Source organism: Aeromonas sp. BIGb0405 (genome assembly GCF_024807335.1).
GTDB lineage: Bacteria > Pseudomonadota > Gammaproteobacteria > Enterobacterales > Aeromonadaceae > Aeromonas > Aeromonas rivuli.
Genome location: NZ_JANUEP010000009.1, coordinates 1 through 22,117 on the forward strand (window position 1 = coordinate 1; position 22,117 = coordinate 22,117).

18 protein-coding genes are annotated in these 22,117 nt (G+C 59.0%); 9 read left to right on the top strand and 9 right to left on the bottom strand.

Features of this window, described 5'->3' with window-relative positions; genetic code table 11:
• Positions 1 to 456 precede the first annotated feature (456 nt).
• Together rapA and rluA are read left to right on the top strand one after the other, a co-directional pair.
• Positions 457 to 3,324, top strand: coding sequence for an RNA polymerase-associated protein RapA (rapA, locus tag M2366_RS16260; protein WP_259270174.1), 2,868 nt, complete (start codon positions 457 to 459; stop codon positions 3,322 to 3,324).
• Between the two features lie 440 nt (positions 3,325 to 3,764).
• Positions 3,765 to 4,421, top strand: coding sequence for a bifunctional tRNA pseudouridine(32) synthase/23S rRNA pseudouridine(746) synthase RluA (rluA, locus tag M2366_RS16265; protein ID WP_042043024.1), 657 nt, complete (start codon positions 3,765 to 3,767; stop codon positions 4,419 to 4,421).
• A 70-nt stretch (positions 4,422 to 4,491) separates the two neighbouring features.
• Here the strand turns inward: rluA and M2366_RS16270 are convergent, their stop codons facing one another.
• The 5 genes from M2366_RS16270 to M2366_RS16290 form a co-directional block, all read right to left on the bottom strand.
• Complete coding sequence (locus M2366_RS16270; protein ID WP_232302013.1) at positions 4,492 to 4,674, bottom strand: hypothetical protein; 183 nt, start codon at positions 4,672 to 4,674, stop codon at positions 4,492 to 4,494.
• A gap of 60 nt (positions 4,675 to 4,734) precedes the next feature.
• Positions 4,735 to 6,552, bottom strand: a complete 1,818-nt coding sequence (locus M2366_RS16275) for a bifunctional diguanylate cyclase/phosphodiesterase (protein ID WP_224433038.1) — start codon at positions 6,550 to 6,552, stop codon at positions 4,735 to 4,737.
• 124 nt (positions 6,553 to 6,676) lie between these two features.
• Positions 6,677 to 7,174: a molybdopterin-binding oxidoreductase gene (locus M2366_RS16280; protein ID WP_259270175.1), complete on the bottom strand. Its 498-nt coding sequence runs from the start codon at positions 7,172 to 7,174 to the stop codon at positions 6,677 to 6,679.
• Positions 7,175 to 7,268: 94 nt separating this feature from the next.
• Positions 7,269 to 8,906, bottom strand: coding sequence for a chaperonin GroEL (gene groL, locus M2366_RS16285; protein WP_042043020.1), 1,638 nt, complete (start codon positions 8,904 to 8,906; stop codon positions 7,269 to 7,271).
• A gap of 39 nt (positions 8,907 to 8,945) precedes the next feature.
• The gene (locus tag M2366_RS16290) at positions 8,946 to 9,239 is read right to left on the bottom strand and encodes a co-chaperone GroES (RefSeq protein WP_005901665.1); all 294 of its coding nucleotides are present in this window, start codon (positions 9,237 to 9,239) and stop codon (positions 8,946 to 8,948) included.
• Positions 9,240 to 9,486: 247 nt separating this feature from the next.
• On the opposite strand from M2366_RS16290, the gene M2366_RS16295 reads away from it, so the two are divergent.
• Positions 9,487 to 10,821 (top strand): MATE family efflux transporter, encoded by a 1,335-nt coding sequence (locus tag M2366_RS16295; protein ID WP_224433039.1) that lies wholly within the window; start codon positions 9,487 to 9,489, stop codon positions 10,819 to 10,821.
• 142 nt (positions 10,822 to 10,963) lie between these two features.
• On the opposite strand, the gene M2366_RS16300 is transcribed toward M2366_RS16295, so the two are convergent.
• Positions 10,964 to 11,428, bottom strand: a complete 465-nt coding sequence (locus M2366_RS16300) for an FxsA family protein (RefSeq protein ID WP_042043017.1) — start codon at positions 11,426 to 11,428, stop codon at positions 10,964 to 10,966.
• A 435-nt stretch (positions 11,429 to 11,863) separates the two neighbouring features.
• Between M2366_RS16300 and aspA the strand changes: the two genes are divergently transcribed.
• From aspA to M2366_RS16315, 3 genes are all read left to right on the top strand, one after another.
• On the top strand, positions 11,864 to 13,306 hold the full coding sequence (aspA, locus tag M2366_RS16305) for an aspartate ammonia-lyase (protein ID WP_042043016.1): 1,443 nt from the start codon (positions 11,864 to 11,866) through the stop codon (positions 13,304 to 13,306).
• A 130-nt stretch (positions 13,307 to 13,436) separates the two neighbouring features.
• Entirely contained in the window at positions 13,437 to 14,756 is a 1,320-nt protein-coding gene (locus M2366_RS16310; protein ID WP_042043015.1) for an anaerobic C4-dicarboxylate transporter, read from the top strand.
• 204 nt (positions 14,757 to 14,960) lie between these two features.
• Positions 14,961 to 16,043, top strand: coding sequence for a porin (locus tag M2366_RS16315; RefSeq protein WP_259270176.1), 1,083 nt, complete (start codon positions 14,961 to 14,963; stop codon positions 16,041 to 16,043).
• Between the two features lie 73 nt (positions 16,044 to 16,116).
• Here M2366_RS16315 and mdtH read toward each other — a convergent pair whose 3' ends face one another.
• Positions 16,117 to 17,310 (bottom strand): multidrug efflux MFS transporter MdtH, encoded by a 1,194-nt coding sequence (gene mdtH, locus M2366_RS16320; protein ID WP_042043013.1) that lies wholly within the window; start codon positions 17,308 to 17,310, stop codon positions 16,117 to 16,119.
• Positions 17,311 to 17,404: 94 nt separating this feature from the next.
• Between mdtH and M2366_RS16325 the strand changes: the two genes are divergently transcribed.
• Positions 17,405 to 18,298 carry a LysR family transcriptional regulator gene (locus M2366_RS16325; protein ID WP_224431207.1) on the top strand — a complete coding sequence of 298 codons (894 nt, stop codon included), beginning with the start codon at positions 17,405 to 17,407 and terminating at the stop codon, positions 18,296 to 18,298.
• A gap of 104 nt (positions 18,299 to 18,402) precedes the next feature.
• On the opposite strand, the gene M2366_RS16330 is transcribed toward M2366_RS16325, so the two are convergent.
• The gene (locus tag M2366_RS16330; RefSeq protein ID WP_224431208.1) at positions 18,403 to 20,172 is read right to left on the bottom strand and encodes a M4 family metallopeptidase; all 1,770 of its coding nucleotides are present in this window, start codon (positions 20,170 to 20,172) and stop codon (positions 18,403 to 18,405) included.
• Between the two features lie 327 nt (positions 20,173 to 20,499).
• Between M2366_RS16330 and M2366_RS16335 the strand changes: the two genes are divergently transcribed.
• Both M2366_RS16335 and M2366_RS16340 read left to right on the top strand, forming a co-directional pair.
• On the top strand, positions 20,500 to 21,054 hold the full coding sequence (locus M2366_RS16335) for a GNAT family N-acetyltransferase (RefSeq protein WP_224431209.1): 555 nt from the start codon (positions 20,500 to 20,502) through the stop codon (positions 21,052 to 21,054).
• Entirely contained in the window at positions 21,054 to 21,614 is a 561-nt protein-coding gene (locus M2366_RS16340) for a GNAT family N-acetyltransferase (RefSeq protein ID WP_042043009.1), read from the top strand. The genes M2366_RS16335 and M2366_RS16340 overlap by 1 nt, the downstream gene beginning before the upstream one ends.
• A gap of 80 nt (positions 21,615 to 21,694) precedes the next feature.
• On the opposite strand, the gene M2366_RS16345 is transcribed toward M2366_RS16340, so the two are convergent.
• Positions 21,695 to 21,958 (bottom strand): hypothetical protein, encoded by a 264-nt coding sequence (locus M2366_RS16345; protein WP_224431210.1) that lies wholly within the window; start codon positions 21,956 to 21,958, stop codon positions 21,695 to 21,697.
• Positions 21,959 to 22,117: the final 159 nt, after the last annotated feature.

The window sequence follows — 22,117 nt, forward strand, 5'->3', positions numbered from 1 at the left end:
GATGCTGTGAGTGCCCACACAGATTGCTTGATTCAAATTGTTAAAGAGCGTCACGCTTATCGCGTTGAGGAGGCGCATCTTACGCTCCTCACTTCTAAAGTCAAGCGGTTGTTTTCGCTTTTCTTTCGGCGCCTGCTTCACTGTGAAGCTAGCTCATCAGTCCGGCGTGTTGTGCCGTGCTGGTAGGGGCGCATTATAGGGATGGCAGCCGCGCTGGCAAGGGCTAAATGACAGAAATATGACGTTCTGGGTGCGTTCGCTGTTAAAAGCAGCAAAAGCCTCACTTATTGAACATCTCAGCCTTGATAGAGCCCCTGACTGAGATGAACGGACTCTCTTGCTATCCATCCGCCCTCCTAGCAAGGCCAGCCACCATAACCATGGTGATAGTGCTCACGCCTTCGGGTAATATAGCGCCCCTTTGTGGTGACACACTCTTGGGCTTTGGAGAGTTTAATGCCTTTTGCACTTGGCCAGCGTTGGATTAGTGATACCGAGACGGATCTGGGATTGGGTACTGTAGTGGCTGTCGAAGGCCGTATGGTGACCATGTTGTTTCCGGCTACCGGTGAAAACCGCATGTATGCCAAAGAAGAGGCACCCGTGACCCGGGTCAGCTTCAATGTGGGCGATCAGATTGCCAGCCACGAGGACTGGACCCTGACTGTCGACGAAGTGCAGGAAAAGGATGGCCTTCTTATATATGTAGGCACACGCACCGATACCGGTGAGCCTGTGGCCCTCAAGGAAGTGTTTCTCAGTAACTTTATCAAGTTCAACAAGCCGCAGGAGCGCCTGTTCGCCGGTCAAATAGACCGCATGTCCCGCTTCACTCTGCGTTATGAGGCGCTGAACAATCAGCACAAGCGCCGTCGCAATCCGACCCGCGGCCTGGCCGGGGGGCGAGTCAGCCTGATCCCGCATCAGCTCTATATTGCCCACGAAGTGGGCCACCGCTATGCCCCGCGCGTCCTGCTCGCCGATGAAGTCGGTCTGGGCAAGACCATAGAAGCCGGGATGATCATCCATCAGCAACTGCTGTCCGGCCGTGCCCAACGCGTGCTGATCTTGCTACCTGAGACCCTGCAGCATCAATGGCTGGTCGAGATGCTGCGCCGCTTCAATCTGCATTTCTCTCTGTTTGACGAGGAGCGTTGTATTGAGGCCTTCGCCGATGCGGAGAACCCGTTCGAGACAGAACAACTGGTGATCTGCAGCCTCGACTTCCTGCGCAAGAAGCGTCGTCGCTTCGAACAGGTACTGGAAGCCGAATGGGATCTGCTGGTCGTTGATGAGGCGCATCACCTGGAGTGGAGCGAGGAAGCCCCGAGCCGAGCCTATGAGATGGTCGAAGCCCTGGCCGAACAGGTACCGGGCGTGCTGCTGCTTACCGCCACTCCGGATCAGCTGGGCCATCAGAGCCACTTCGCCCGGTTGCGGTTGCTCGATCCCGAGCGCTTCTACGACTACGAGGCTTTCCTGGCAGAGGAGCAGGCTTATGGTCAAGTTGCGGCGGCAGCCCAGGCGCTGCTCGCTGGCGAGCCCCTGAGCGATGCCGCTCAGCAGCTCCTCGCCAACCAGCTCGCAGGGCTGGATCTGACCGACAGCAAAACGCGTCAGCAGGCGGTCAGCACGCTGCTCGACCAACACGGTACCGGCCGGGTGCTGTTTCGTAACAGCCGAGCCAATATTCAAGGCTTCCCCGAGCGCCATCTCAATGTCTACCCCATGCCGTTACCGGATCAGTACAAGACTGCCATCAAGGTCATGAGCATGATGGGGGGGAGCGGTGGCGATCTGCAGGCCCGTGCCCTGCGTTATCTCTATCCCGAGAAGATCTATCAGCAGTTCGAGGGTGACAGCGCCAGTTGGACCCAGTTTGATCCCCGCATCACCTGGTTGCTGGAGCTGTTGCTCGGCGCCCGCCAGCAGAAAGTCTTGGTGATCTGTTCCGAAGCGAGCACAGCCCTCGCCCTGGAAGAGGCACTGCGTACCCGCGAGGGAATACGGGCGACCGTCTTCCACGAAGGCATGTCCATCCTGGAACGGGATCAGGCCTCAGCCTATTTCGCCCAGCAAGATGGTGGCGCTCAGGTGCTGATCTGTTCCGAAATAGGCTCCGAGGGTCGCAACTTCCAATTTGCCAACCACTTGGTGCTATTTGATCTGCCCCTTAACCCGGATTTGCTGGAGCAGCGTATCGGTCGTCTCGACCGCATCGGTCAGCAAAATACGGTCGAAATCCACGTTCCTTATCTGGAAGGTAGCGCCCAGCTGGCCCTGCTGCGCTGGTACCACGATGGCATGGATGCGTTCGAGCAGACCTGCCCCACCGCTCGCCCCGTATTTGAAGCGGTGCGCGATCAGCTGTTCGAACTGTTAGCCGCCAACAGCGGAGAGCAAGCCGCGCTCGACGAGCTGCTCACCCGGACCCGGGAACTGCACGAACCGCTCAAGGCTCGCCTGGAGCAAGGTCGCGATCGCCTGCTGGAGATCCACTCCTGCGGGGGGGAAGCGGCCCAGCAACTGGCCGACAGACTGGCGGCAGAGGATGGCGACACCGCCATGATCTCCTTTGCCCTCAAGATGTTCGATGAGATTGGCGTCAATCAGGATGATCGCGGTGAAAATGCCCTGGTACTGACGCCGGGGGATCATATGCTGGTCTCCAGCTTCCCGGGCCTGCCCCATGACGGCATGACGGTTACCTTTGACAGAGACACGGCGCTGTCCAGGGACGATATGTTCTTCCTCTCCTGGGATCACCCCATCATGCGGGGCGGTATCGACCTGATTCTGGGATCGGAGATAGGCGCCACCTCGGTCGCGCTGCTCAAGAATAAAGCGCTCCCTATCGGCTCCATCCTGCTGGAACTCATCTTTGTGGCCGAATCTGCCGCCCATTCCCAGCTCTACCGTTTCATGCCACCGACGCCGATCCGGCTGTTGATGGACAAGAACGGGCAGAATCTGGGAGAGAAGGTGGCATTTGATGCCTTCAATCGCCAGCTGACCCCGGTCAATCGTCACCTGGGCAGCAAGCTGGTCACCGCCTCGCAACCGGTGATCCACGGTCTGATCGGCAAGGGGCAAGCCATTGCCGAACAGCTGAAAATGACCATTGTCGATGAGGCCCGTGGCCAGATGGCGCAGACTCTGCAACAGGATCTGGACAGGCTGGAAGCACTCAAGGCCGTCAACCCCAATGTGCGGGACAGCGAACTCGACTACCTGCGCGACCTGCAGGCCGAGCTGCATCACCTGATCGACCAGACCCAGCTCAAGCTGGATGCCATCCGCTTTATCGTGGTAACCCATAACTGACGAGATACTGAAGTCGGCGCGACCAGACCCAGCTCAAGCTGGATGCCATGCACTTTATTATCGTGGTGACCCATAACTGACAAGATACTGAAGTCGAGGCAGCCAGACCTGGCTCAAGCTGGATGCCATGCACTTTATTATCGTGGTGACCCATAACTGACAAGATACTGAAGTCGAGGCAGCCAGACCCGGCTCAAGCTGGATACCATGCACTTTATTATCGTGGTGAACCATAACTGACGAGATACTGACGTCGAGGCAGCCAGACTGGGCTCAAGCTGGATGCCATGCACTTTATTATCGTGGTGACCCATAACTGACGAGATACTGAAGCCGACGCAGCCAGACTCGGCTCAAGCTGGATGCCATGCACTTTATTATCGTGGTGAACCATAACTGATGGGGACGCGTCCCCACCTTAACCTTTGATGCGAGACGCTATGTTCGAATATTGCCCTCCCCTGGAGCCCTGGCTCGATATCCTGTTCAAGGATAAAGACATCATGGTGGTCAACAAGCCGACCGGCCTGCTCAGTGTGCCGGGGCGTGGCCCAGAAAACGAAGACAGTGTCTTGCACAGGGTGAAGCAGCAACACCCCAAGGCAGCCGCGGCCCATCGCCTCGACATGTCTACCACGGGTGTATTGGTGATCCCCCTCAATCCCAATGCTCATCGCGAGTTAAGCAGACAGTTTCGCGAGCGGGAGACCGAGAAGCACTATCTTGCCTGGGTATGGGGCGAACCGGAGGCGGACTCAGGCCAGGTTGATCTGCCCCTGTGTGTGGACTGGCCCAACCGCCCCAAGCAGAAGGTTGATTTCGAGGAGGGACGCCATGCCTTGACCCTGTGGGAGAAGCTGAGAGTGGAAAATGGCAACAGCTTGATCAAGCTGATGCCCATCACCGGCAGATCCCATCAGTTGCGGGTTCACATGCTGGAACTGGGGCATCCCATATTGGGTGACAACCTCTATGCCCACCCCGAGGCGCTGGCAGCGGCACCCCATCTATACCTGCATGCGGCCATGCTGACCATCAGCCATCCACGCAGCGGAGAGCGGATGACGTTTGAAGCACCAGCGCCTTTCGCCGGTTAATCTGCATCAGTAAAGCGCCAGAACGAAAAAAGCCTCGGTCAACAGACCGAGGCTTTTTTATTACTTGGCATCATACGTGAATATTGATGTTGCCACCCAGGGTGCTGCCTGCCGTGCTCCTGGGGGCTTGTGCCGATTCGGCGGCTCCCTGCAACAGGGCCAGAGCGGTTTCCCCCTCTTGAGCTTGTTGCTTCTTGGCGAGGCTGGCGACCATGAGGGCACTGCCATAAGATGTTGAACCAGATATTTCCATTTGCATTCCTCCTGCCCTCTGGCTATCGGCCATGATGACGAAAGCATGAGTCACAACTGCTTAGCTGTGACAGGCTCTGCTTGGTACCTTGCCATCCAGCCAGCGCTCTTCCATCTCCAGCAGCGTCTGATACACGGCCTCCGCCTGGGCCGGGCGGCTGAACAGATAACCCTGACCATAAAGATGAATGTCGGTCAGCCCGCGTAACACATCGAGCTGGGCCTGAGTTTCAATCCCCTCGCACACCAGCGTCTTGCCAAGCATGGAACCGAGTCGACAAATATTGGCAACCAGCTCCGAAGCCTCGGTGGAGCTGTCTATCCCCTGGATGAAGGATCGGTCGATCTTCACCTTGTTCACTGGCAGCTTCTGCAGGTAACTGAGGGAGGAGTAGCCTGTCCCAAAATCATCCAGCGCCAGCTGCACCCCTTGCTGACTCAGATCCTGCATCAGTTGCAGCGAGTTTTTCACCTCGCGCATTGTGGTGTCTTCCGTCACTTCCAATACCAGATGAGCGGCAGAAATACGATGCTCCATCAGGGCCTTGGCGACCAGCTTGAGCAGGCTGCGTTGATACATTCCGGGGGAGATATTGACGCACATCTGCAGGTCAAGAAGACCCAGTTGCTGCCATTGGTAAAGCTGGGCGCACGCGGTATTGAGCACCCAGCCCCCCAATTTTTCAGACAGCTGGAACTCTTCGGCAACCTGGATCAACTCGTTGGGCGGGATGAAACCAAGTTCAGGGTGACGCCAGCGCAGCAGGGCCTCAACGGCTTCACAGCGCCCGGTCTCCAGATTGATGATGGGCTGATAATAAAGCTCGAGGGCATTGCGTTCGAGCGCCACCACCATGTCGGAGGCAAGGTGTTTACGCCGCGCCGTCTCATTTTGCAGTGATTTGTCGTAGATGACATAGGGCACATGGGTCTTGCGGCTGTGGAACAGCGCCTGCTCGGCCCGGCTCAGCAGATCCTGAGTCTCCTCGCTATCCATGGGGTAGAAGGCGATGCCTATCCCCACCTCCAGCCTAAATGGGTAGTGATCCAGGGGAATATCCTGCTTGACGGCATACAGCACGCGGGCGACCAGCTCTCGCACCTGTTTGAGATCGCTGCTGTCCTTCTGGATGATGGCGAATTGATCCCCCACCAAACGGGCAGCCCATTCACTGTCATTACAGAGCGTATCGAGACGCCGGGCCAACTCTTGCAGCAGAAGATCGCCAATGTTGTAGCCAAACTTGCTGTTGATGTCGCGAAACTCGTTGATATCGATCAGCACCAGGCCAAAGGGCTGTTCCCGGGTAACGCACTCCTCCATCTGTTCCAGCAGGGCGAGGCGATTGGAGAGGCCTGTGAGCGGGTCGAAGCGAGCTTCCCGATAGTGGCGCCGCCCCTCACGGATCAGCAACACGCTGAGCATGATCACCGATACCAGCAAGCCGCTGACCATGAGCAGCAGAGAGTTGCGCAAGGTACCGAAACGCTGGTCGTTACTGGTGTATACCTTGATGTTCTGTTGCATCACGGAGGCGAGGGAATAAGAGAGCGGTTCTTGCAGGGGTGATAACCGCATCATGATCTGCTGATAGTCGCCATTACCTGCCTTGAGGGCCGAAATGCGAGGTTCGAGTTCGCGGATCGTACTCTCGATGAGTTGTACCAGGCGCAAGGCTTTCTGCTTGTCATGCAGGCTCTCGCGCAGCTGCCCACTCAACAATACCGGGGTGCGGCTCCACAAGATGTCATAACGCAGCATCAGGGTGTCGTGGTCTATGCCGCCATAGTGGTAGAGCTCGACCGAGTTGAGGAAACGCCCCAACTCCAGCTGCAACTGCATCAGGGCCCAGGAGACGTCGTAGGTATACTTCTCCATGACCCGGGTCGCATTCTGGATCTGCACCAGGCAATAGAGGGTGCTCCCCGTGAATGAGAGGATGGAAATATAGAGAATGAGCAACAGTGGCCAACTCTTTCTTTTCACCCGGACTCCCACCTTGTCAGTTCTGAATATCTAGGGCGCTCAATTGCCAGATCATCATGTCGGTGTAGGCAGACTGCTTGAGTTCCGGATATTGATCCAAGGGTAGGATAAACCAAAGGGGCCCCTTGTCACGTACCCGCATGGTGATGCCATCGTCCTGCCAGGCCAGAATGGGGTCATATTGCTTTACCTTCTCCCAGTCCACCTTGATCTGAAAACTGTTGAGGGCGGTCAGGGTGATGGTCTTGCCTTTGGCATCAAGTGCTGCGAGCAGATCGGCCACCTTGGGGCCCCTGTAGTGATGAGGCTTGTCGACCCAGGGATTGCTGGTGACTATTTCGTGTTGTGGCAGGGACTGAATGAGTGCGAGGTCCAGCTCCACCTTGCCAGCTTGTGCCCCTTCGGCATCCACATTGCCGGAGACGGTCAATATCACGGGGCCTTGTGGCGCCTCCAAGGCCAGGGCCGGGCCCGCGAGGCAGAAGATAAGGGGGATAAAGCCAATTTTGATCATAGATACACCAATGATTTTATTATCAATACGTCCAGTTTAGCCGCCTTAAAAAAAACGGCCCGCCAATGCGAGCCGTTTAATGACGAGAGCGAGATTACATCATGCCGCCCATGCCACCCATGCCGCCCATATCAGGCATGGCCGGGCCATCTTTCTTCGGCAGGTCAGTGATCATGCACTCAGTGGTGATCATCAGGCCGGCGATGGAAGAGGCAAACTGCAGGGCGGAACGAGTCACCTTGGTCGGATCCAGGATGCCCATGGCCAGCATGTCACCGTACTGCTCGGTGTAGGCGTTGTAGCCGAAGTTGCCTTCACCATTCTTCACGGCGTTGGCAATGACGGAGGCTTCTTCACCGGCGTTGATGACGATCTGACGCAGCGGGGCTTCCATGGCGCGCAGTGCAACCTTGATACCCACGTTCTGATCTTCGTTGTCGCCACGCAGACCAGCCAGTTTGGCCGCAACGCGCACCAGTGCAACACCACCACCGGCAACCACGCCTTCTTCTACCGCAGCGCGAGTGGCGTGCAGGGCGTCGTCAACCCGGGCTTTCTTCTCTTTCATCTCAACTTCGGTGGCAGCACCGACTTTGATAACGGCAACGCCGCCAGCCAATTTGGCTACGCGCTCTTGCAGCTTCTCACGGTCGTAATCGGAAGAGGTCTCTTCGATCTGCTGACGGATCTGAGCAACACGGCTCTCGATCAGGGTTGCATCGCCCACACCGTCGATGATGGTGGTGTTCTCTTTGGTGATGACGATGCGCTTGGCACGGCCCAGGTCTTCCAGGGTCGCTTTTTCCAGCTCCATGCCCACCTCTTCGGAGATGACGGTACCGCCGGTCAGGATGGCGATATCTTGCAGCATGGCCTTGCGACGGTCACCGAAGCCCGGCGCCTTGACGGCAGCCACTTTCACGATACCACGCATGGTGTTGACCACCAGGGTAGCCAGGGCTTCGCCCTCTACGTCTTCGGCAACGATCAGCAGCGGTTTACCCGCTTTGGCAACGCCTTCCAGCACCGGCAGCATTTCGCGGATGTTGGAGACTTTCTTGTCGACCAGCAGGATGAAGGGATCGTCCAGCTCGACGGCGCCGGTTTCCGGCTTGTTGACGAAGTAAGGGGAGAGGTAACCGCGGTCGAACTGCATGCCTTCAACCACTGCCAGCTCGTCTTCCAGGCCCTGACCGTCTTCAACGGTGATGACGCCATCACGGCCGACCTTGTCCATGGCTTCGGCGATCAATGCACCCACTTTCTCGTCAGAGTTGGCGGAGATGGTACCCACCTGAGCGATGGCATTGCTGTCGGCGCAAGGCTGGGACAGGGACTGCAGCTCGGCAACGGCCGCCACAACGGCTTTGTCGATACCACGCTTCAGGTCCATCGGGTTCATGCCTGCAGCGACGGCTTTCAGGCCTTCGTTGACGATGGCTTGAGCCAGTACGGTAGCAGTGGTAGTACCGTCACCGGCGGCGTCGTTGGCCTTGGAAGCGACTTCCTTGACCATCTGGGCGCCCATGTTCTGGAATTTGTCTTCCAGCTCGATTTCGCGCGCAACGGAGACGCCATCCTTGGTGATGGTCGGGGCGCCGAAGGACTTGTCCAGCACCACGTTGCGGCCTTTCGGGCCCAGGGTCACTTTGACGGCGTCGGCCAGGATGTTCACGCCTTCCAGCATTTTGATACGGGCTTCGTTGCCAAATTTAACGTCTTTAGCTGCCATGATTCTTGAATCCTTTAGTCAATTCGGGGGAAGGAAAAATTACGCTTCGACGATCGCCAGGATGTCGGTCTCGGACAGGATCAACACTTCCTGACCGTCCAGCTTCTCGCTCTTGACGCCGTAACCTTCGTTGAAGATCACCTTGTCGCCGACCTTGACAGCGAGCGCCTTCACTTCGCCATTATCCAGAATTCGACCAGTCCCCACGGCCAGAACCTCACCACGGGTGGACTTCTGAGCCGCAGTACCAGTCAGGACGATACCGCCAGCGGATTTAGCTTCAGCTTCGATGCGCTTAATGATGACGCGGTCGTGCAGTGGACGAATTTTCATCGATAACTCTCCCAAAATGAGTCACTTTGTTACTTGAGGAATGGCCATTCCTGGCCAAATTGCATATGACCCAGATGTGGGGCACTTATCTCTCCCCTTCAAGGGCGGATACAAAAAAAAGTTTTTCACGTACCATGAATATCTTCGATGGATCGCCATGCCCGCCATGGTTCCGAGTTTGTCTTTCGGCAAACCAGAGATCAGTTTCCAGCCGTGAAGAGACTTGCCCTTGACCCGACCCAATCCCATGCTGACTGCCCCCATGCCCGCCGTATTGCTGCGCATGACAGGGCCCATGATCCTCGGCATCATCGCCATACTGGCATTCAATCTGGTCGATACCTTCTTCATCGGCATGCTGGGCACCCAGGCGCTGGCCGCCATCAGCTTTACCTTCCCGGTGACCTTCGTGGTCACCTCGCTCGCCATGGGACTCGGGGCCGGGCTCTCGGCCGTGATTGGCCACACCCTGGGTCAGGGCAAGCATGAAGAGGCCGCTCACTTGGTCACCGACAGTCTGTTTCTCGCGGTGCTGCTGGTCACCCTGCTCTCCCTGCTGGGTGCCCTCACCATAGACCCGCTGTTTCGTCTGCTGGGGGCAAGCGAGGCCCTGATCGCCCTCATCCACGACTACATGCTGATCTGGTATCTGACGGTACCCATGCTGGTGCTGCCCATGGTCGGCAATGCCGCCATCCGCGCCACCGGGGACACCAAGACGCCGAGTCTGGTGATGGCGGTCGCCGGGCTGGTCAATGGCGTGCTGGATCCTTTGCTCATCTTCGGCATAGGTCCCTTTCCCGAGTGGGGTATCAGTGGCGCCGCCATCGCCACCTCCGTCTCCTGGTTGATGGCCATGCTGGTCAGCCTCTATATATTGCGCCACAGGGAGGGGCTGCTACGTTGGCGGCTCTCCCCACGCCAGCGCCTGCTGGCCCATTGGCGCGCCCTGTTGCATGTGGCTGTACCCGCCTCCTTCACCAATATGCTCAACCCCCTGGCCAACGCCATGCTGATGGTCATCTTCGCAGGCCTTGGTACCGAGGTGGTCGCCGCCTATGGGGCCGCGTCCCGGGTTGAGGCACTGCTGCTCATCGTCATGATGGCGCTCTCCTCGGTGCTGGCCCCCTTTGTTTCCCAGAACTGCGGGGCAGGCAATCCGGCACGGGCCAGGGCGGCCTTGCAGCTCTGCATGCGTTTTGCCTTGCTGTTTCAGCTCGCCATCTATGGGCTGACCTGGCTGCTGGCCCCGCTGATTGCCAGCCTGTTCAGCGACCATCCCCAGGTGAGCCGCCTGATCGTGCTCTACCTGCACCTGGTACCCATCGGGTATGGTTTTCAGGGGATGGTGATGCTGCTGGCCTCGGCATTGAACGGGGTGCGCGCCTCCAGCATCTCATTTCTGTTCAATGGCCTGCGACTGTTTGGCTTCTTGCTGCCCGGGGCCTGGATCGGCGCCAGGCTGGGCGGGGAAGAGGGCATCTATCTGGGGATACTCATCGCCAATCTGGCGGCGGGCAGCCTGGCCTGGCTCTATGCCCGCCATCGCTTCGAACAACTCTGCCATCAAGGGCGTCCCTGAGCAGCGGCGCCGCCTTCTCCCCATCAACCCGCAGCAGCCCCCCTCAGAGGCCGGGTAGCAGGCAACAAAAGGGCCGCTTGCTGCGGCCCCTTCAGGTTTCTCTCTTCGCCACTGCTGGCGCCGACCGACGTGGCCGCTGAGATTACTCCTTGTCCTTGCGCTCGAACTCACCCTCTATGATGGTGCTGGACTCATCGCGCAGCGGGGACGATGGGGAGTAAGGCCCCTGAGACTGGAAGCCTCCCATGGCCCCTTGCACCCTGACCCCCTTGACCAGTCTGTCGGCCAGACGGCTGCGCAGCGGCGGCAGAAGCAGCAACAGACCCAGCAGGTCGGTGACAAAGCCCGGGACGATCAACAGCAGACCAGCCAGGGCCAGCATCATGCCCCCCATCAGCTCACGGGCCGGCATCTCGCCGACCTGCATCCGCTGTTGGGCTTCCATCAGGGTCTTGAGCCCCTGGCGACGCACCAGCGAACTGCCCAGCATGGCCGTCAGCACGATGAGGATCACGGTTGGCAGAGCACCGATGACGGTACCCACCTGGATCATGACGGTCAGTTCGAGCAGAGACAGGCCGACAAATAACAAAAATAACTTACCCATATTGACCTCAGTACGGCTTGATGTGGTGGCCAGTCTGACTGGCGCTCGCCTCTCCATCCGGCCAGGGCAGGAGGCGGCATTCCTCTCTACTAGATGGGGGAGCTATCGGCTTTTTCAAGGCAAAGCGCGATCCAGCCGTGATTTTAGGGAATATTTTCCCTGAGATGGCTGGGCGTGAGTCCCTTGTTCTGTCACAGTAATTGGGTCATTTGCAACATATGTTTAATCGTCGCAAAAAATTTGGGAATCCCTCAAATTTAGTGATCTACATCTAACATGGGGTACCCCCATTGAGGTAAGATCCCTGACAGTTAACGGGGAATTATTCCCTACCGCCCCACTCGATGTGTGGTGCTTCAGGATGAGCTGTGCGCAAGGAACTCGCGACCACTCGGTGAGGATCATTTCCATTTATTTGATTTCTGAGGCATTACAATGAGCGACATCATAAACGTCCGCATTGAAGAAGATCTGCTGGGCACCAAAGAAGTTTCCAACGAGCTCTATTACGGCGTCCACACCCTGCGGGCGGTCGAGAACTTCAAGCTGAGCACTCAGAAAATTTCTGATGTCCCTGAGTTTGTCCGTGGCATGGTGCTGACCAAGAAGGCAGCGGCCCTGGCCAACGGCGAACTGGGCACCATGCCCCCCGAAATTGCCGACAAGATCGTCGAAGCCTGCGATCTGATGCTCAACACCGGCAAGTGTTTCGATCAGTTCCCTGTCGATGTCTACCAAGGCGGCGCCGGAACCTCGGTCAACATGAATACCAACGAAGTACTGGCCAACATAGCCCTGGAGATCATGGGGCTGGAGAAGGGTCGCTACGACGTCATCAACCCCAACGACCACGTCAACAAGTGCCAATCCACCAATGATGCCTACCCGACCGGTTTCCGCGTCGCCGTGGTCAACAGCACCGACACCACCCTGGATGCCCTGGACGATCTGATCACCGCCTTCGACGCCAAGGCCAAGGAGTTCAGCTCTGTGCTCAAGATGGGACGCACCCAGTTGCAAGATGCGGTGCCCATGACCCTGGGTCAGGAGTTCCATGCCTTTGCCGTGACCCTGCGGGAAGAGATCAAGTCCATCAAGCGTTGCCAGGAGCTGCTGCTGGAAGTGAACCTGGGCGCCACCGCCATCGGTACCGGCCTGAACACCCCGCCCGAGTATTCTGCCCTGGCCATCCAGCGTCTGGCCGAGATCACCGGTCGCGCCTATGTGCCGGCAGAAGATCTGATCGAAGCCACCTCGGATTGCGGCGCTTATGTGATGCTGCACAGCGCCATCAAACGCCTGGCCATGAAGCTCTCCAAGATCTGTAACGATCTGCGCTTGCTCTCTTCCGGCCCACGCACCGCCCTCAAAGAGATCAACCTGCCGGAGATGCAGGCGGGCTCCTCCATCATGCCAGCCAAGGTCAACCCGGTCATCCCGGAAGTGGTCAACCAGGCCTGCTTCAAGGTGTTTGGCAACGACATCACTATCACCTTCGCCTCAGAAGCCGGTCAACTGCAGCTGAACGTGATGGAACCCGTGATAGGTCAGGCCATGTTCGAATCCTTGAGCCTGATGAAGAATGCTTGTATCTCCCTGCGCGAGAAGTGTGTGGAAGGGATCACCGCCAACCCGGAGATCTGCATGAACCATGTGCTCAACTCCATCGGCATCGTGACCTACCTCAACCCCTTCATCGGTCACCACGAGGGGGACATTGTCGGCAAGATCTGCGCCCAAACCGGCAAGAACGTCCGTGAAGTCGTACTGGAGCGCGGTCTGCTGACCGCAGAACAGCTCGACGAGATCCTCTCTATCGAAAACCTGATGAACCCGCAATACAAGGCCAAGCGCTTCGCGCGCAGCGCCGCCGTATAAGCGAGCCAGGGCCGGGATCACTCCCGGCCCTTAAAGCCATTTCCCGACCCGCTTGCTTGCCGCCAGCCCATCGGGAAATGGCTTTGTGCCAGAACGATTCTTAAAAACTAAAAATAATGGAGTGTTCACTATGATTGGAATCGAGTTAGCCGTCGTACTCGCCGCTATCTATCTGGGAGCCCGGATAGGCAGCATCGGCATCGGCTTCGCCGGTGGCCTGGGGGTGCTGGTATTGACCTGGGGTCTGGGCATGGAGATCCCAAGCGACCAGCTGGTCAGTTATATTCCCTGGGACGTGATCATGATCATCGCGTCCGTGATCTGTGCCATCGCCTGTATGCAACTGGCTGGCGGCATGGATTATCTGGTCTCCCTGGCCGAGAAGGCGCTGCGCAAGAATCCCAAGCACATCACCTTCGCCGCCCCTGTCGTCACCTACCTGATGACCATGCTCGCCGGGACAGGCCACACTGCCTTCTCCACCTTGCCGGTCATCGCCGAGGTGGCCAAGGAGCAAGGCATTCGCCCCTCCCGTCCGCTCTCCATCGCGGTTATCGCCTCCCAGATCGCCATCACCGCCTCGCCCATTTCGGCAGCCGTGGTCGCCTTCTCCGGGATGTTGGAGCCTTTTGGTGTCGATTACTTGACCCTGCTGGCCATCTGCATTCCGTCCAGCTTCCTCGCCTGCATGGTCGGCGCCTTCGTCGCCAACATGATGGGCAAGCCGCTGGATCAAGATGAAGTCTATCTGGAGCGCAAGGCCAAGGGTCTGATCAAGCTGCGCGGCACCAGCCAGGTCGAGCTCAAACCCTATGCCAAACTCTCGGTCGGCATCTTCGTCGCCGCCATCGTCGCCGTCATGGCCTATGCCACGGCCATTTCGAGCAATGTAGGCTTGATTGCCCATCCGCCCATCCCCCGTGATGGCGCCATCATGGGCATCATGCTCGCCGCCGCCACCATCATGACCCTGGTCTGCAAGCTGGACGCGACTCAGGTCACCAACATGCCGACCTTCAAATCCGGTATGTCAGCCTGCATCTGCGTACTGGGTGTCGCCTGGTTGGGTAACGTCTTCGTGAAAGGCAACATGGACACTATCCAGCTCGTGGCGGGCGATCTGCTCAACAGCTATAGCTGGCTGCTGGCCGTGGTGCTGTTCTTCTCCTCCATGCTGCTCTACTCCCAGGGTGCCACCACCAAGGCACTGATGCCTGCCGCCCTGGCGCTGGGCGTCAGCCCGCTGACCGCCATCGCCTCCTTTGCCGCCGTGAGCGCCCTGTTTGTGCTGCCCACCTACCCGACCCTGCTGGCGGCAGTGGAGATGGATGACACAGGTTCGACCCGGATTGGCAAGGCGGTGTTCAACCACCCCTTCTTCATCCCGGGTGTGGCTACTATCGCCATGGCCGTGACCCTGGGCTTCTTCTTCGGTGGCCTGATGCTCTGATAGCCTCACCCCCGTTAATCAAGAGCGACCTCCGGGTCGCTTTTTTGTCGTTGTGCGTCACAAAAATGATGCCTTAATATGCAAAAAGATTCCGGCTTCAGCTCCAGTCAAGCTTGCCCCCCATAGAATTGCCATATCGGAAAAATACCGATCATTCAGGCTCCTAGAGGGACCTGGAGAGTACTTACCCCAGAGGAATAGACAATGAAAAAGACTGCATTGACCATGGCTGTTTCCAGCCTGATGCTGGCCGGTACCGCCCAGGCTGCCACCCTGTATGATCAAGACGGCACCAAGCTGGATATTGGTGGTCGCGTTCAAGGTATGTACTACGGTACCAGCAGTGACGCCCTGGAAGGCGATCAGAGCTACCTGCGTCTGCACGTCGCCGGTGAGACTCGCATCGATGACGAAACCAAAGCCTTCGCCTTCGCCGAATACAACCTGCCGACCTCAGGTTCTGACAACGACGAGCTGCGTTACGGCTACGTGGGTATCCAGAACGATCGCTTCGGCGCCTTCAGCTACGGCCGTCAGGATGGTCTGTTCGCCAAAGCGGTCAACAACTATACCGACGTGCTGCCGGAATGGGGTGGTGACGGCCTGGGCAAGGACACTGACGTGTTCGGTACCGGTCGTAACAACGGCCTGGCCCAGTACATCTATACCTATCAGGGCATTACCCTGGGTGCCCAGTTCACTGGCAAGAACGATCCTTGGAATGACAAGGACAGCAAGTGGATGAAGGGTTCCGACGAGGGTTATGCCCTGTCCGCCAACTATGACTTCGACATGGGTCTCTCCCTGGGCGCCGTCTACAACATGGCCACCAAGACTGGTGACCAGAAAGAGCTGGCCTCCTTCGGTGGGGATGACGATGCCCAGCTGTATGGCGCCGGTATCAAGTACAGTGCCGGTAACCTCTACCTGGCAGCCACCTATGCTCATGGCCAGGATCACATCTTCGTCAGCAAGAATGGCCAGAGCGGCTATGCCGAGAAGAGTGACGGTTATGAAGCCGTTGCCCAGTACAGCGTCACCCCGAAATTCAAGCCGTCCGTCGCCTACCTGCGTACCGACGTGAAGGATGACCGCAGCGGTGCCAATATCGACGACACCCTGACCGAGTACGTCAGTGTGGGTGCCTGGTACAACTTCACCGACAACTTCAACGCCTATGTTGACTACAAGATCAACCTGCTCGACGAAGATGGCTCCGATGGCTACAGCAGCCTGGGCCAAGTCTCTGACGACGTCGTTGGTGTCGCACTGCAGTACAACTTCTAAGTCCGGATTTGGCGTCAAGCCAGCTCTCGATACCAAACCGGCCGCATCAGCGGCCGGTTTTTTTATATCGGACTCAAGCGCGCAGTTGTGCCAGTTCGGGACGACGGGCAAAACAGTGGCTGAGCAGCAGCAGGGTCACCACGCCGACGCTGCCCAGCACCAGCCAGGGCAACCAGGGCTGCCCCTGAGCGCTGGCATAGTCATGCAAAGCGCCGCCTCCTACGTAACCACTCATGCCGCCCAACGCCAACCCTAGCCGACTAAAGCCCATGTAGCTGCCCCGCGCACTCGGGTGGGCCAACCGGGTCATCAAGGTCTCCCGGGCCGGCTCCACGATGATGATGCCGAGATAGAAACAGGCCAGCAGCGCAAAAATCGCCTCCAGGCTGGTGGCAAACGCCACCAGCCCTATGCCTGCGGTCATCAGCAGCATGCCCGCCAGCAGCCGGGTCTCCAGCCGGAAGTGACGCTCGCCGTAGCGCGCCAGGGGATAGAGCAGGGCGAGCGACAGCGCCGCCTCCAGGCTATACATCCAGCCCACCGCCGTGCTGCTGCCCGCCATCTGCTTGACCAGAATGGGAAAGATCAGCATCACCTGCACCCAGAGCGCGTAGTAGCCGCTCAGGATCAGCACCACCCGGCAAAATGCCTTGTCCGCCAGCACCCGGCCCAGCCCTGTCTTGATGGGGGTTGGTCGCAAGGAGATCTTGTAGGCGGGCAGAATGAGCCAGTTGCACAGGGCGGCAGTGACGAACAGACAAGCCCCCAGCAGACAGACATATTCGAAATCGAAATTGAGCAGCCAGCTGCCGAGCAGGGCGCCGAGCACGGCACCGGCACTCTCCAGCATCATCAGCAGCGAGATGTAGCGTCCGCGCTGATGGGGCCGGGTGAACTTGATGACCAGGGCCGCTCTCGGAGGATCGAACAGGCAACCGCCCAGACCCGAGATGATGCAGGAGACAATAAGCGCCAGACCGCTCTCGGCATAGGCCAGGCTGGCAAAACCCACCGCCCGCAGCAGCATGCCGCCGACGATCAGCGGCCTGGCACCAAAGCGGTCAGCCAGAGAACCGCCAAAGATCCCCAACCCCTGCTGGGTCAGCTGACGCAGACCCAGCGCCAGACCCACCACCCCCGCCGCCCAGCCAAGCTGATCGACAAATCTCAGGCTTATCATGGGCATCACCACGAAGAATCCCAGGATCACCAGCAGAGAATCCAATGCCAAAAACCAGCGTCCCCGCCGCCGCGCCCGCTCTACCATAACCACCTCAGACTCCAATTGATGCTGCTATTCTGCGAGGGCACCAGATATAGTGGTAGCCGACAACTGGCTATATTTCATATCGGGATTTTTTATGGCTATGACGCTCGATGATCTGCAACTGCTGCTCGATGTGGTCAACCGGGGCAGCTTCAGCAAGGCGGCCGCGGTGCGGGGCTGGTCACAACCCATGGTGAGTCAGCGCATCGCCGTACTGGAACACGCCCTCGGCCAGCCGCTGTTTCGCCGCCACCGCCGCGGCGCCACCCCCACCGCCGCCTGCGAGCAGTTTCTGCCCGCGGTCAGCACCGCCCTCAATGCCCTGGAGGCCGGCCAGCTCGCCTTGCAGGGCACTCCCCTGCTGCCACGCATTCGGCTCTCCTGCCTCCCCTCCCTCACCACAGTGGTATTCGGTCCCCTGCTGCTGGAGTTGGTGGATGAGAGCTTCGAGATCCGCTGCAGCACGGATCACTCCGGTATCATCATGCAGGAGCTGCTGACCGGAGAGACGGATGTGGGCTTCATCCTCAAGTGCCCCGCCATCGCCGGTATTCAGCTCGAACTGCTCTACCGCTCCCCCATCATCGCGGTGGCCTGTGCCACCCATCCCCTGGCGGGACGCCAGGGGCTGACCCTGCAAGACATTGCCAACGAGCGGCTCGCCCCCCAGCAGTGGGGCACGGGGTGCGACGAGCTGCTGATCCAGCTGCGGCTGCTGCGCCAGGTAAACCGCCCGCTACACGCCATCCAGCCAGCCAGCGCAGCCCGTGAGCTCGCGCTAGAGCACGGCTTCATCACCCTGATGCCGGCGCTGGCCATCGCGCGGGATCTGGAATTTGGCCGCCTGGTGCAGCTCGATGTGACGGATCTGCCGCCGGATCACTGGGATGTGATGATGGCCTGGCGCAGCGGCAAGCGCCCCAACCGGGAAAAGGAGAGAGTGATCGAGGCCGCCCGCATGCTCGCCAGCCACTGGGCGGGTAAATAGCCCGGCAATCGGCCGCTCATCCTTGTCGCCTCGACAGCTGAGATAAAAAAACCACCTCATGAAGAGGTGGTCTTGCTATGCGTCAGAAATAAAATGTCACTCTATCAATAGCTTGCCTTGAGGCTCACCCCGGAGAAGGCACTGAAGCCGCTCAACTGCACATGCCAGGTTCCCGCCTTGGGCGCATTGAGGGTACAGGTCTCGGTGTTGCCGCTCTGGTAGGGACGGCAATCATAGCTGGTACTGGTCGGCACAGTACCAAACTTCACATAGAGATCCGCATCCCCGCTGCCACCACTGCTGGCGACCACCAGCGTGCTCTTGCCGGCCGGGACCTCGATGGTGTAATTGAGTTTGCCCCCCTGAGCCCCCGTCAAACCGGTCAGGGCCACGCCGTTTTGCAGCACATTGCCCCCTGAGGGTGGCGTGCCACCACAGCTGGCATTGACGCCGACCGTCTGGAAGGCACGACTGATGTCGGTCAGGTTGTAACCCAGATCGGTCGCCGCCTTGGTCACACCACAGGCGCCCTGATCGTAATCGGTGTTGGGCCCCCAATAGAGGCGGTTGGCCAGCACGAACACCTCAAACGCCTTGCGGGTGTTCCAGCCATTGCTGGTTGCCAGCAGGTAGAAGGCGCGGTTGTAGACCCCGGAGCTGTGGTGCACATCCATGCCGCTGCGATAGTCACTGGCGTGACCTATGGAGCTGCCATCCCGGGTCGGATCCTCGAAGTAGCGCAGGGAGCCGTTGCCCTTGAAGATTTGCGCGCCCACCAGCCAGTCGTTGCTGCCCTTCATGAAGTGCTCGGCCGCCTCCCCCGCCATGTCGGAGAAAGCCTCGTTGATGCCGCCGGACTGGTTGGCATAGACCAGCCCCGAGTTCTGTTCGGTAAAGCCGTGGCTCACCTCGTGAGCGGCCACATCCAGGCTGACCAGGGGATAGAAGGTGGTGGCACCATCACCAAAGGTCATCTGGCTGCCGTCCCAGAAGGCGTTTTCATAGTTGCGGCTATAGTGAACCCGCATCTTCAGCTTGAAGCTGAGCGGCGCCGTGTTGTACCAATTGCGGTACATGTCGAACACCACGTTGCCGAAGTAGTGGGCATCATTGAGGGGGGAGAAGGCGCCGTTGATCTCCTTGACCCTGTTTTCCGGGCAGCTGAACTGATGCACACTGCCCCCCGAGGTGGCGTGATTCATGTTGATGGTATCGACATTGGTGCTGCTCATGCGGCAGTTGGCATCGACGATCAGAGGGCCGAAATCGGCGCCGTAGAAGTACTTGCCGGTCTTGGCGTTGCCGCCCGGACCACTGGCGTTCTGATGGTTGATCCCCTCCCAGCGCTTGAGTTCGGCGCCAGTGTGGGCATCGACCATCACGAAGGGACGGCTCGGTGTTTCGCTCGCCGCCAGCCAGGAGACCAGATAGACCAGGCGGGCCTGCCCGGCCTCATCCTGCACCACGAACAGCTTGACCCGCTCACTGTTACCCTTGGCGCCATCGCGCGCCTTGGCCGCCGCGTCTGCCGGGCTGAGTGTCGCCGCCGGGCTCGCCACATCGTTATCGATCTGGCGAAGCATCTGACCAGACAGCTTGCTGATCTGGCCACCGAGGGATTGCTCGGCCACCAGCACCTGACCCCAGACAGGGATGCCGTGCCAGGTCTGCTCATAGCGGACCCGTTGCTGACCATTGGGCAGGGTGACGGCACGGACCTGACGATACTCCCCCTCACCCGCCAGTGCGCTCACCCCCGCCGCGCCACTCGGCGCGCCCTGCATACCGGCAACCTGCTCAACGGTGACTTGATCGGCAGCCAGGGCGACGCCACCCCAACAGGCCAGCGCAACGGCCAAATAGACTCTGTTCATCTCTTCTTTCCTTAGGTCGATGATATCCCGGGCCACTCCCGGCGCCTCCAAGCTAGCGGGACGGTCGCAGATTGCGCCCTGTCAGAACTGACAGCGCAGCACAAAGGAGCAGCAGGATCTGCTGAAGGGCCAGCAATGGGCAGCAAGAGCGAGGGCAGACAGCATTTCCTGCCAGCGAATGAGCGATATGTCTCCCTTGCCCCCCCATCTTTGGCGGCGAGAGATCCTCAAGGGGTAAGGGCACGCTCGCCATGGCACTCTGTAGGCCAATTGGCTACATTGGCAGGCACCATAACGCACGGCAGAGACGCACCGAGGGACGACCCTATGTTCACCTGGCAACTGGATGACGAACTGGCACTGACTTTCTTGCAACCCGACATGGCGACCGAGCTCTATGGGCTCTGTCAGCAGAACCGGGAGTACCTCTCCCAATGGTTGCCCTGGGTGCCGTTCATCCAGCGCCGTGATGACACGGCCACCTTCATCCGCCATGCCATCGAAGGCTTCGCCCGTGGCGACTCGCTCACCACGGCTATCGAGTATCAGGGGGAACTGGTCGGTGTCATTGGTTACAACCGGATCGATCAGAGCCTGGGCAAGGTCACCCTGGGCTATTGGCTGGCGGAGCGCTGGCAGGGCAACGGCATCATAGGCCGCGCCTGTCAGGCCCTCATTCATCATGCCTTCGAGGAGATGGGCATGGAGAAGGCAGAGATCAGCGCCGCCCTCGACAATGAAGCCAGCCGGGCGGTGTGCGAGCGGCTCGGCATGCGCCAGGAGGGGATAGTGCGCCGGGCCGAGCGGTTGGGGGACAGGGTCGTGGATCACGCCCTCTACGGCCTGTTGCGGGATGAATGGCTACAGCAGAGGGATCTGTAATGGCGCTGCCTCATCTTGAGACGCCTCGTACCCGGCTCACCATATTGCCGCCGGAGCGGGCAGATCTGATGCTCGATTACCATCAACGAAATCGCCTGCACCTGGCCCCCTGGGAGCCCAAACGGGATCCTGACTTCTATACCCTGGGTTGCTGGTTTGCCCGGCTGCGAGAGAGCTACGGCCAGTTCTTCGCAGGCCAGGCGGTCAACCTGGTGGCACTCGATGCCAGTGGTGAGCGGGTCATCGCCACCTGCAACTTCACCCACATAGTGCAAGGCATGTTTCAGGCCTGCCATCTTGGCTACTCGGTGGATGAGGCCCATCAGGGTCAGGGGCTGATGCAGGAAGTGGTGCAAGGGGGGATAGATTATCTGTTCGGCGAGCTGGGGCTGCATCGCATCATGGCCAGTCACATGCCCGCCAACCTGCGCAGCGCCGCCCTGCTGGCTCGACTTGGCTTCGAGCGAGAGGGATATGCCCGCGACTACCTGATGATCAACGGCCGCTGGGAGGATCATGTGCTGACCGCCCTGCTTAATCCGGCCTGGGCGCCGCGCTAAGCCCGATGCCCGCACAGATAACCGCAATAAAAACGGGCCCGGGGATGATCCCCGGGCCCGTCTCTTCAATCAAAGCACGCTTAGTTGGCTTTGGCATCGCTCACGGCGGCTTCAACCTTGTCGGCGGCCTTTTCTACGGCAGCGCCTGCATCGGCAGCAGCTTGCTTGGTCACTTCACCGGCTTTGTCAGCGGCTTGCTCAACAGTGGCGCTAGCTTCGCTGGCGGCTTTTTCTACGGTGGCAGCAACGTCAGCGGCAGGAGTCGCAGCAGGAGCAGCTTCTTCTTTCTGACCACAGGCGGTCAACATCAGACCCAGGATACCGGCTACCAGTACTTTGTTCATGTGCATACCCTCAAAAAATGGAGAGATGGCAGCGTTGCCATCACAGAGCACTTTGCCCCCCTTCGTACAGAGATGAATAAGGGAGCCAAGAGACGCGCGAAATATAACCCTAACGCTGGTTAATGGAAACGAGTATCACAATGATATTTTCTCACCCAT

Coding starts and splice junctions, on each gene's coding strand:
- aspA (WP_042043016.1), top strand. CDS start 11,864: ATGAGCGACATCATAAACGTCCGCATTGAAGAAGATCTGCTGGGCACC.
- rluA (WP_042043024.1), top strand. CDS start 3,765: ATGTTCGAATATTGCCCTCCCCTGGAGCCCTGGCTCGATATCCTGTTC.
- M2366_RS16290 (WP_005901665.1), bottom strand. CDS start 9,239: ATGAAAATTCGTCCACTGCACGACCGCGTCATCATTAAGCGCATCGAA.
- M2366_RS16330 (WP_224431208.1), bottom strand. CDS start 20,172: ATGAACAGAGTCTATTTGGCCGTTGCGCTGGCCTGTTGGGGTGGCGTC.
- M2366_RS16275 (WP_224433038.1), bottom strand. CDS start 6,552: ATGGAGAAGTATACCTACGACGTCTCCTGGGCCCTGATGCAGTTGCAG.
- M2366_RS16325 (WP_224431207.1), top strand. CDS start 17,405: ATGGCTATGACGCTCGATGATCTGCAACTGCTGCTCGATGTGGTCAAC.
- M2366_RS16270 (WP_232302013.1), bottom strand. CDS start 4,674: ATGGAAATATCTGGTTCAACATCTTATGGCAGTGCCCTCATGGTCGCC.
- M2366_RS16280 (WP_259270175.1), bottom strand. CDS start 7,174: ATGATCAAAATTGGCTTTATCCCCCTTATCTTCTGCCTCGCGGGCCCG.
- M2366_RS16345 (WP_224431210.1), bottom strand. CDS start 21,958: ATGAACAAAGTACTGGTAGCCGGTATCCTGGGTCTGATGTTGACCGCC.
- M2366_RS16300 (WP_042043017.1), bottom strand. CDS start 11,428: ATGGGTAAGTTATTTTTGTTATTTGTCGGCCTGTCTCTGCTCGAACTG.
- M2366_RS16340 (WP_042043009.1), top strand. CDS start 21,054: ATGGCGCTGCCTCATCTTGAGACGCCTCGTACCCGGCTCACCATATTG.
- M2366_RS16310 (WP_042043015.1), top strand. CDS start 13,437: ATGATTGGAATCGAGTTAGCCGTCGTACTCGCCGCTATCTATCTGGGA.
- rapA (WP_259270174.1), top strand. CDS start 457: ATGCCTTTTGCACTTGGCCAGCGTTGGATTAGTGATACCGAGACGGAT.
- groL (WP_042043020.1), bottom strand. CDS start 8,906: ATGGCAGCTAAAGACGTTAAATTTGGCAACGAAGCCCGTATCAAAATG.
- M2366_RS16295 (WP_224433039.1), top strand. CDS start 9,487: ATGCTGACTGCCCCCATGCCCGCCGTATTGCTGCGCATGACAGGGCCC.
- M2366_RS16315 (WP_259270176.1), top strand. CDS start 14,961: ATGAAAAAGACTGCATTGACCATGGCTGTTTCCAGCCTGATGCTGGCC.
- M2366_RS16335 (WP_224431209.1), top strand. CDS start 20,500: ATGTTCACCTGGCAACTGGATGACGAACTGGCACTGACTTTCTTGCAA.
- mdtH (WP_042043013.1), bottom strand. CDS start 17,310: ATGGTAGAGCGGGCGCGGCGGCGGGGACGCTGGTTTTTGGCATTGGAT.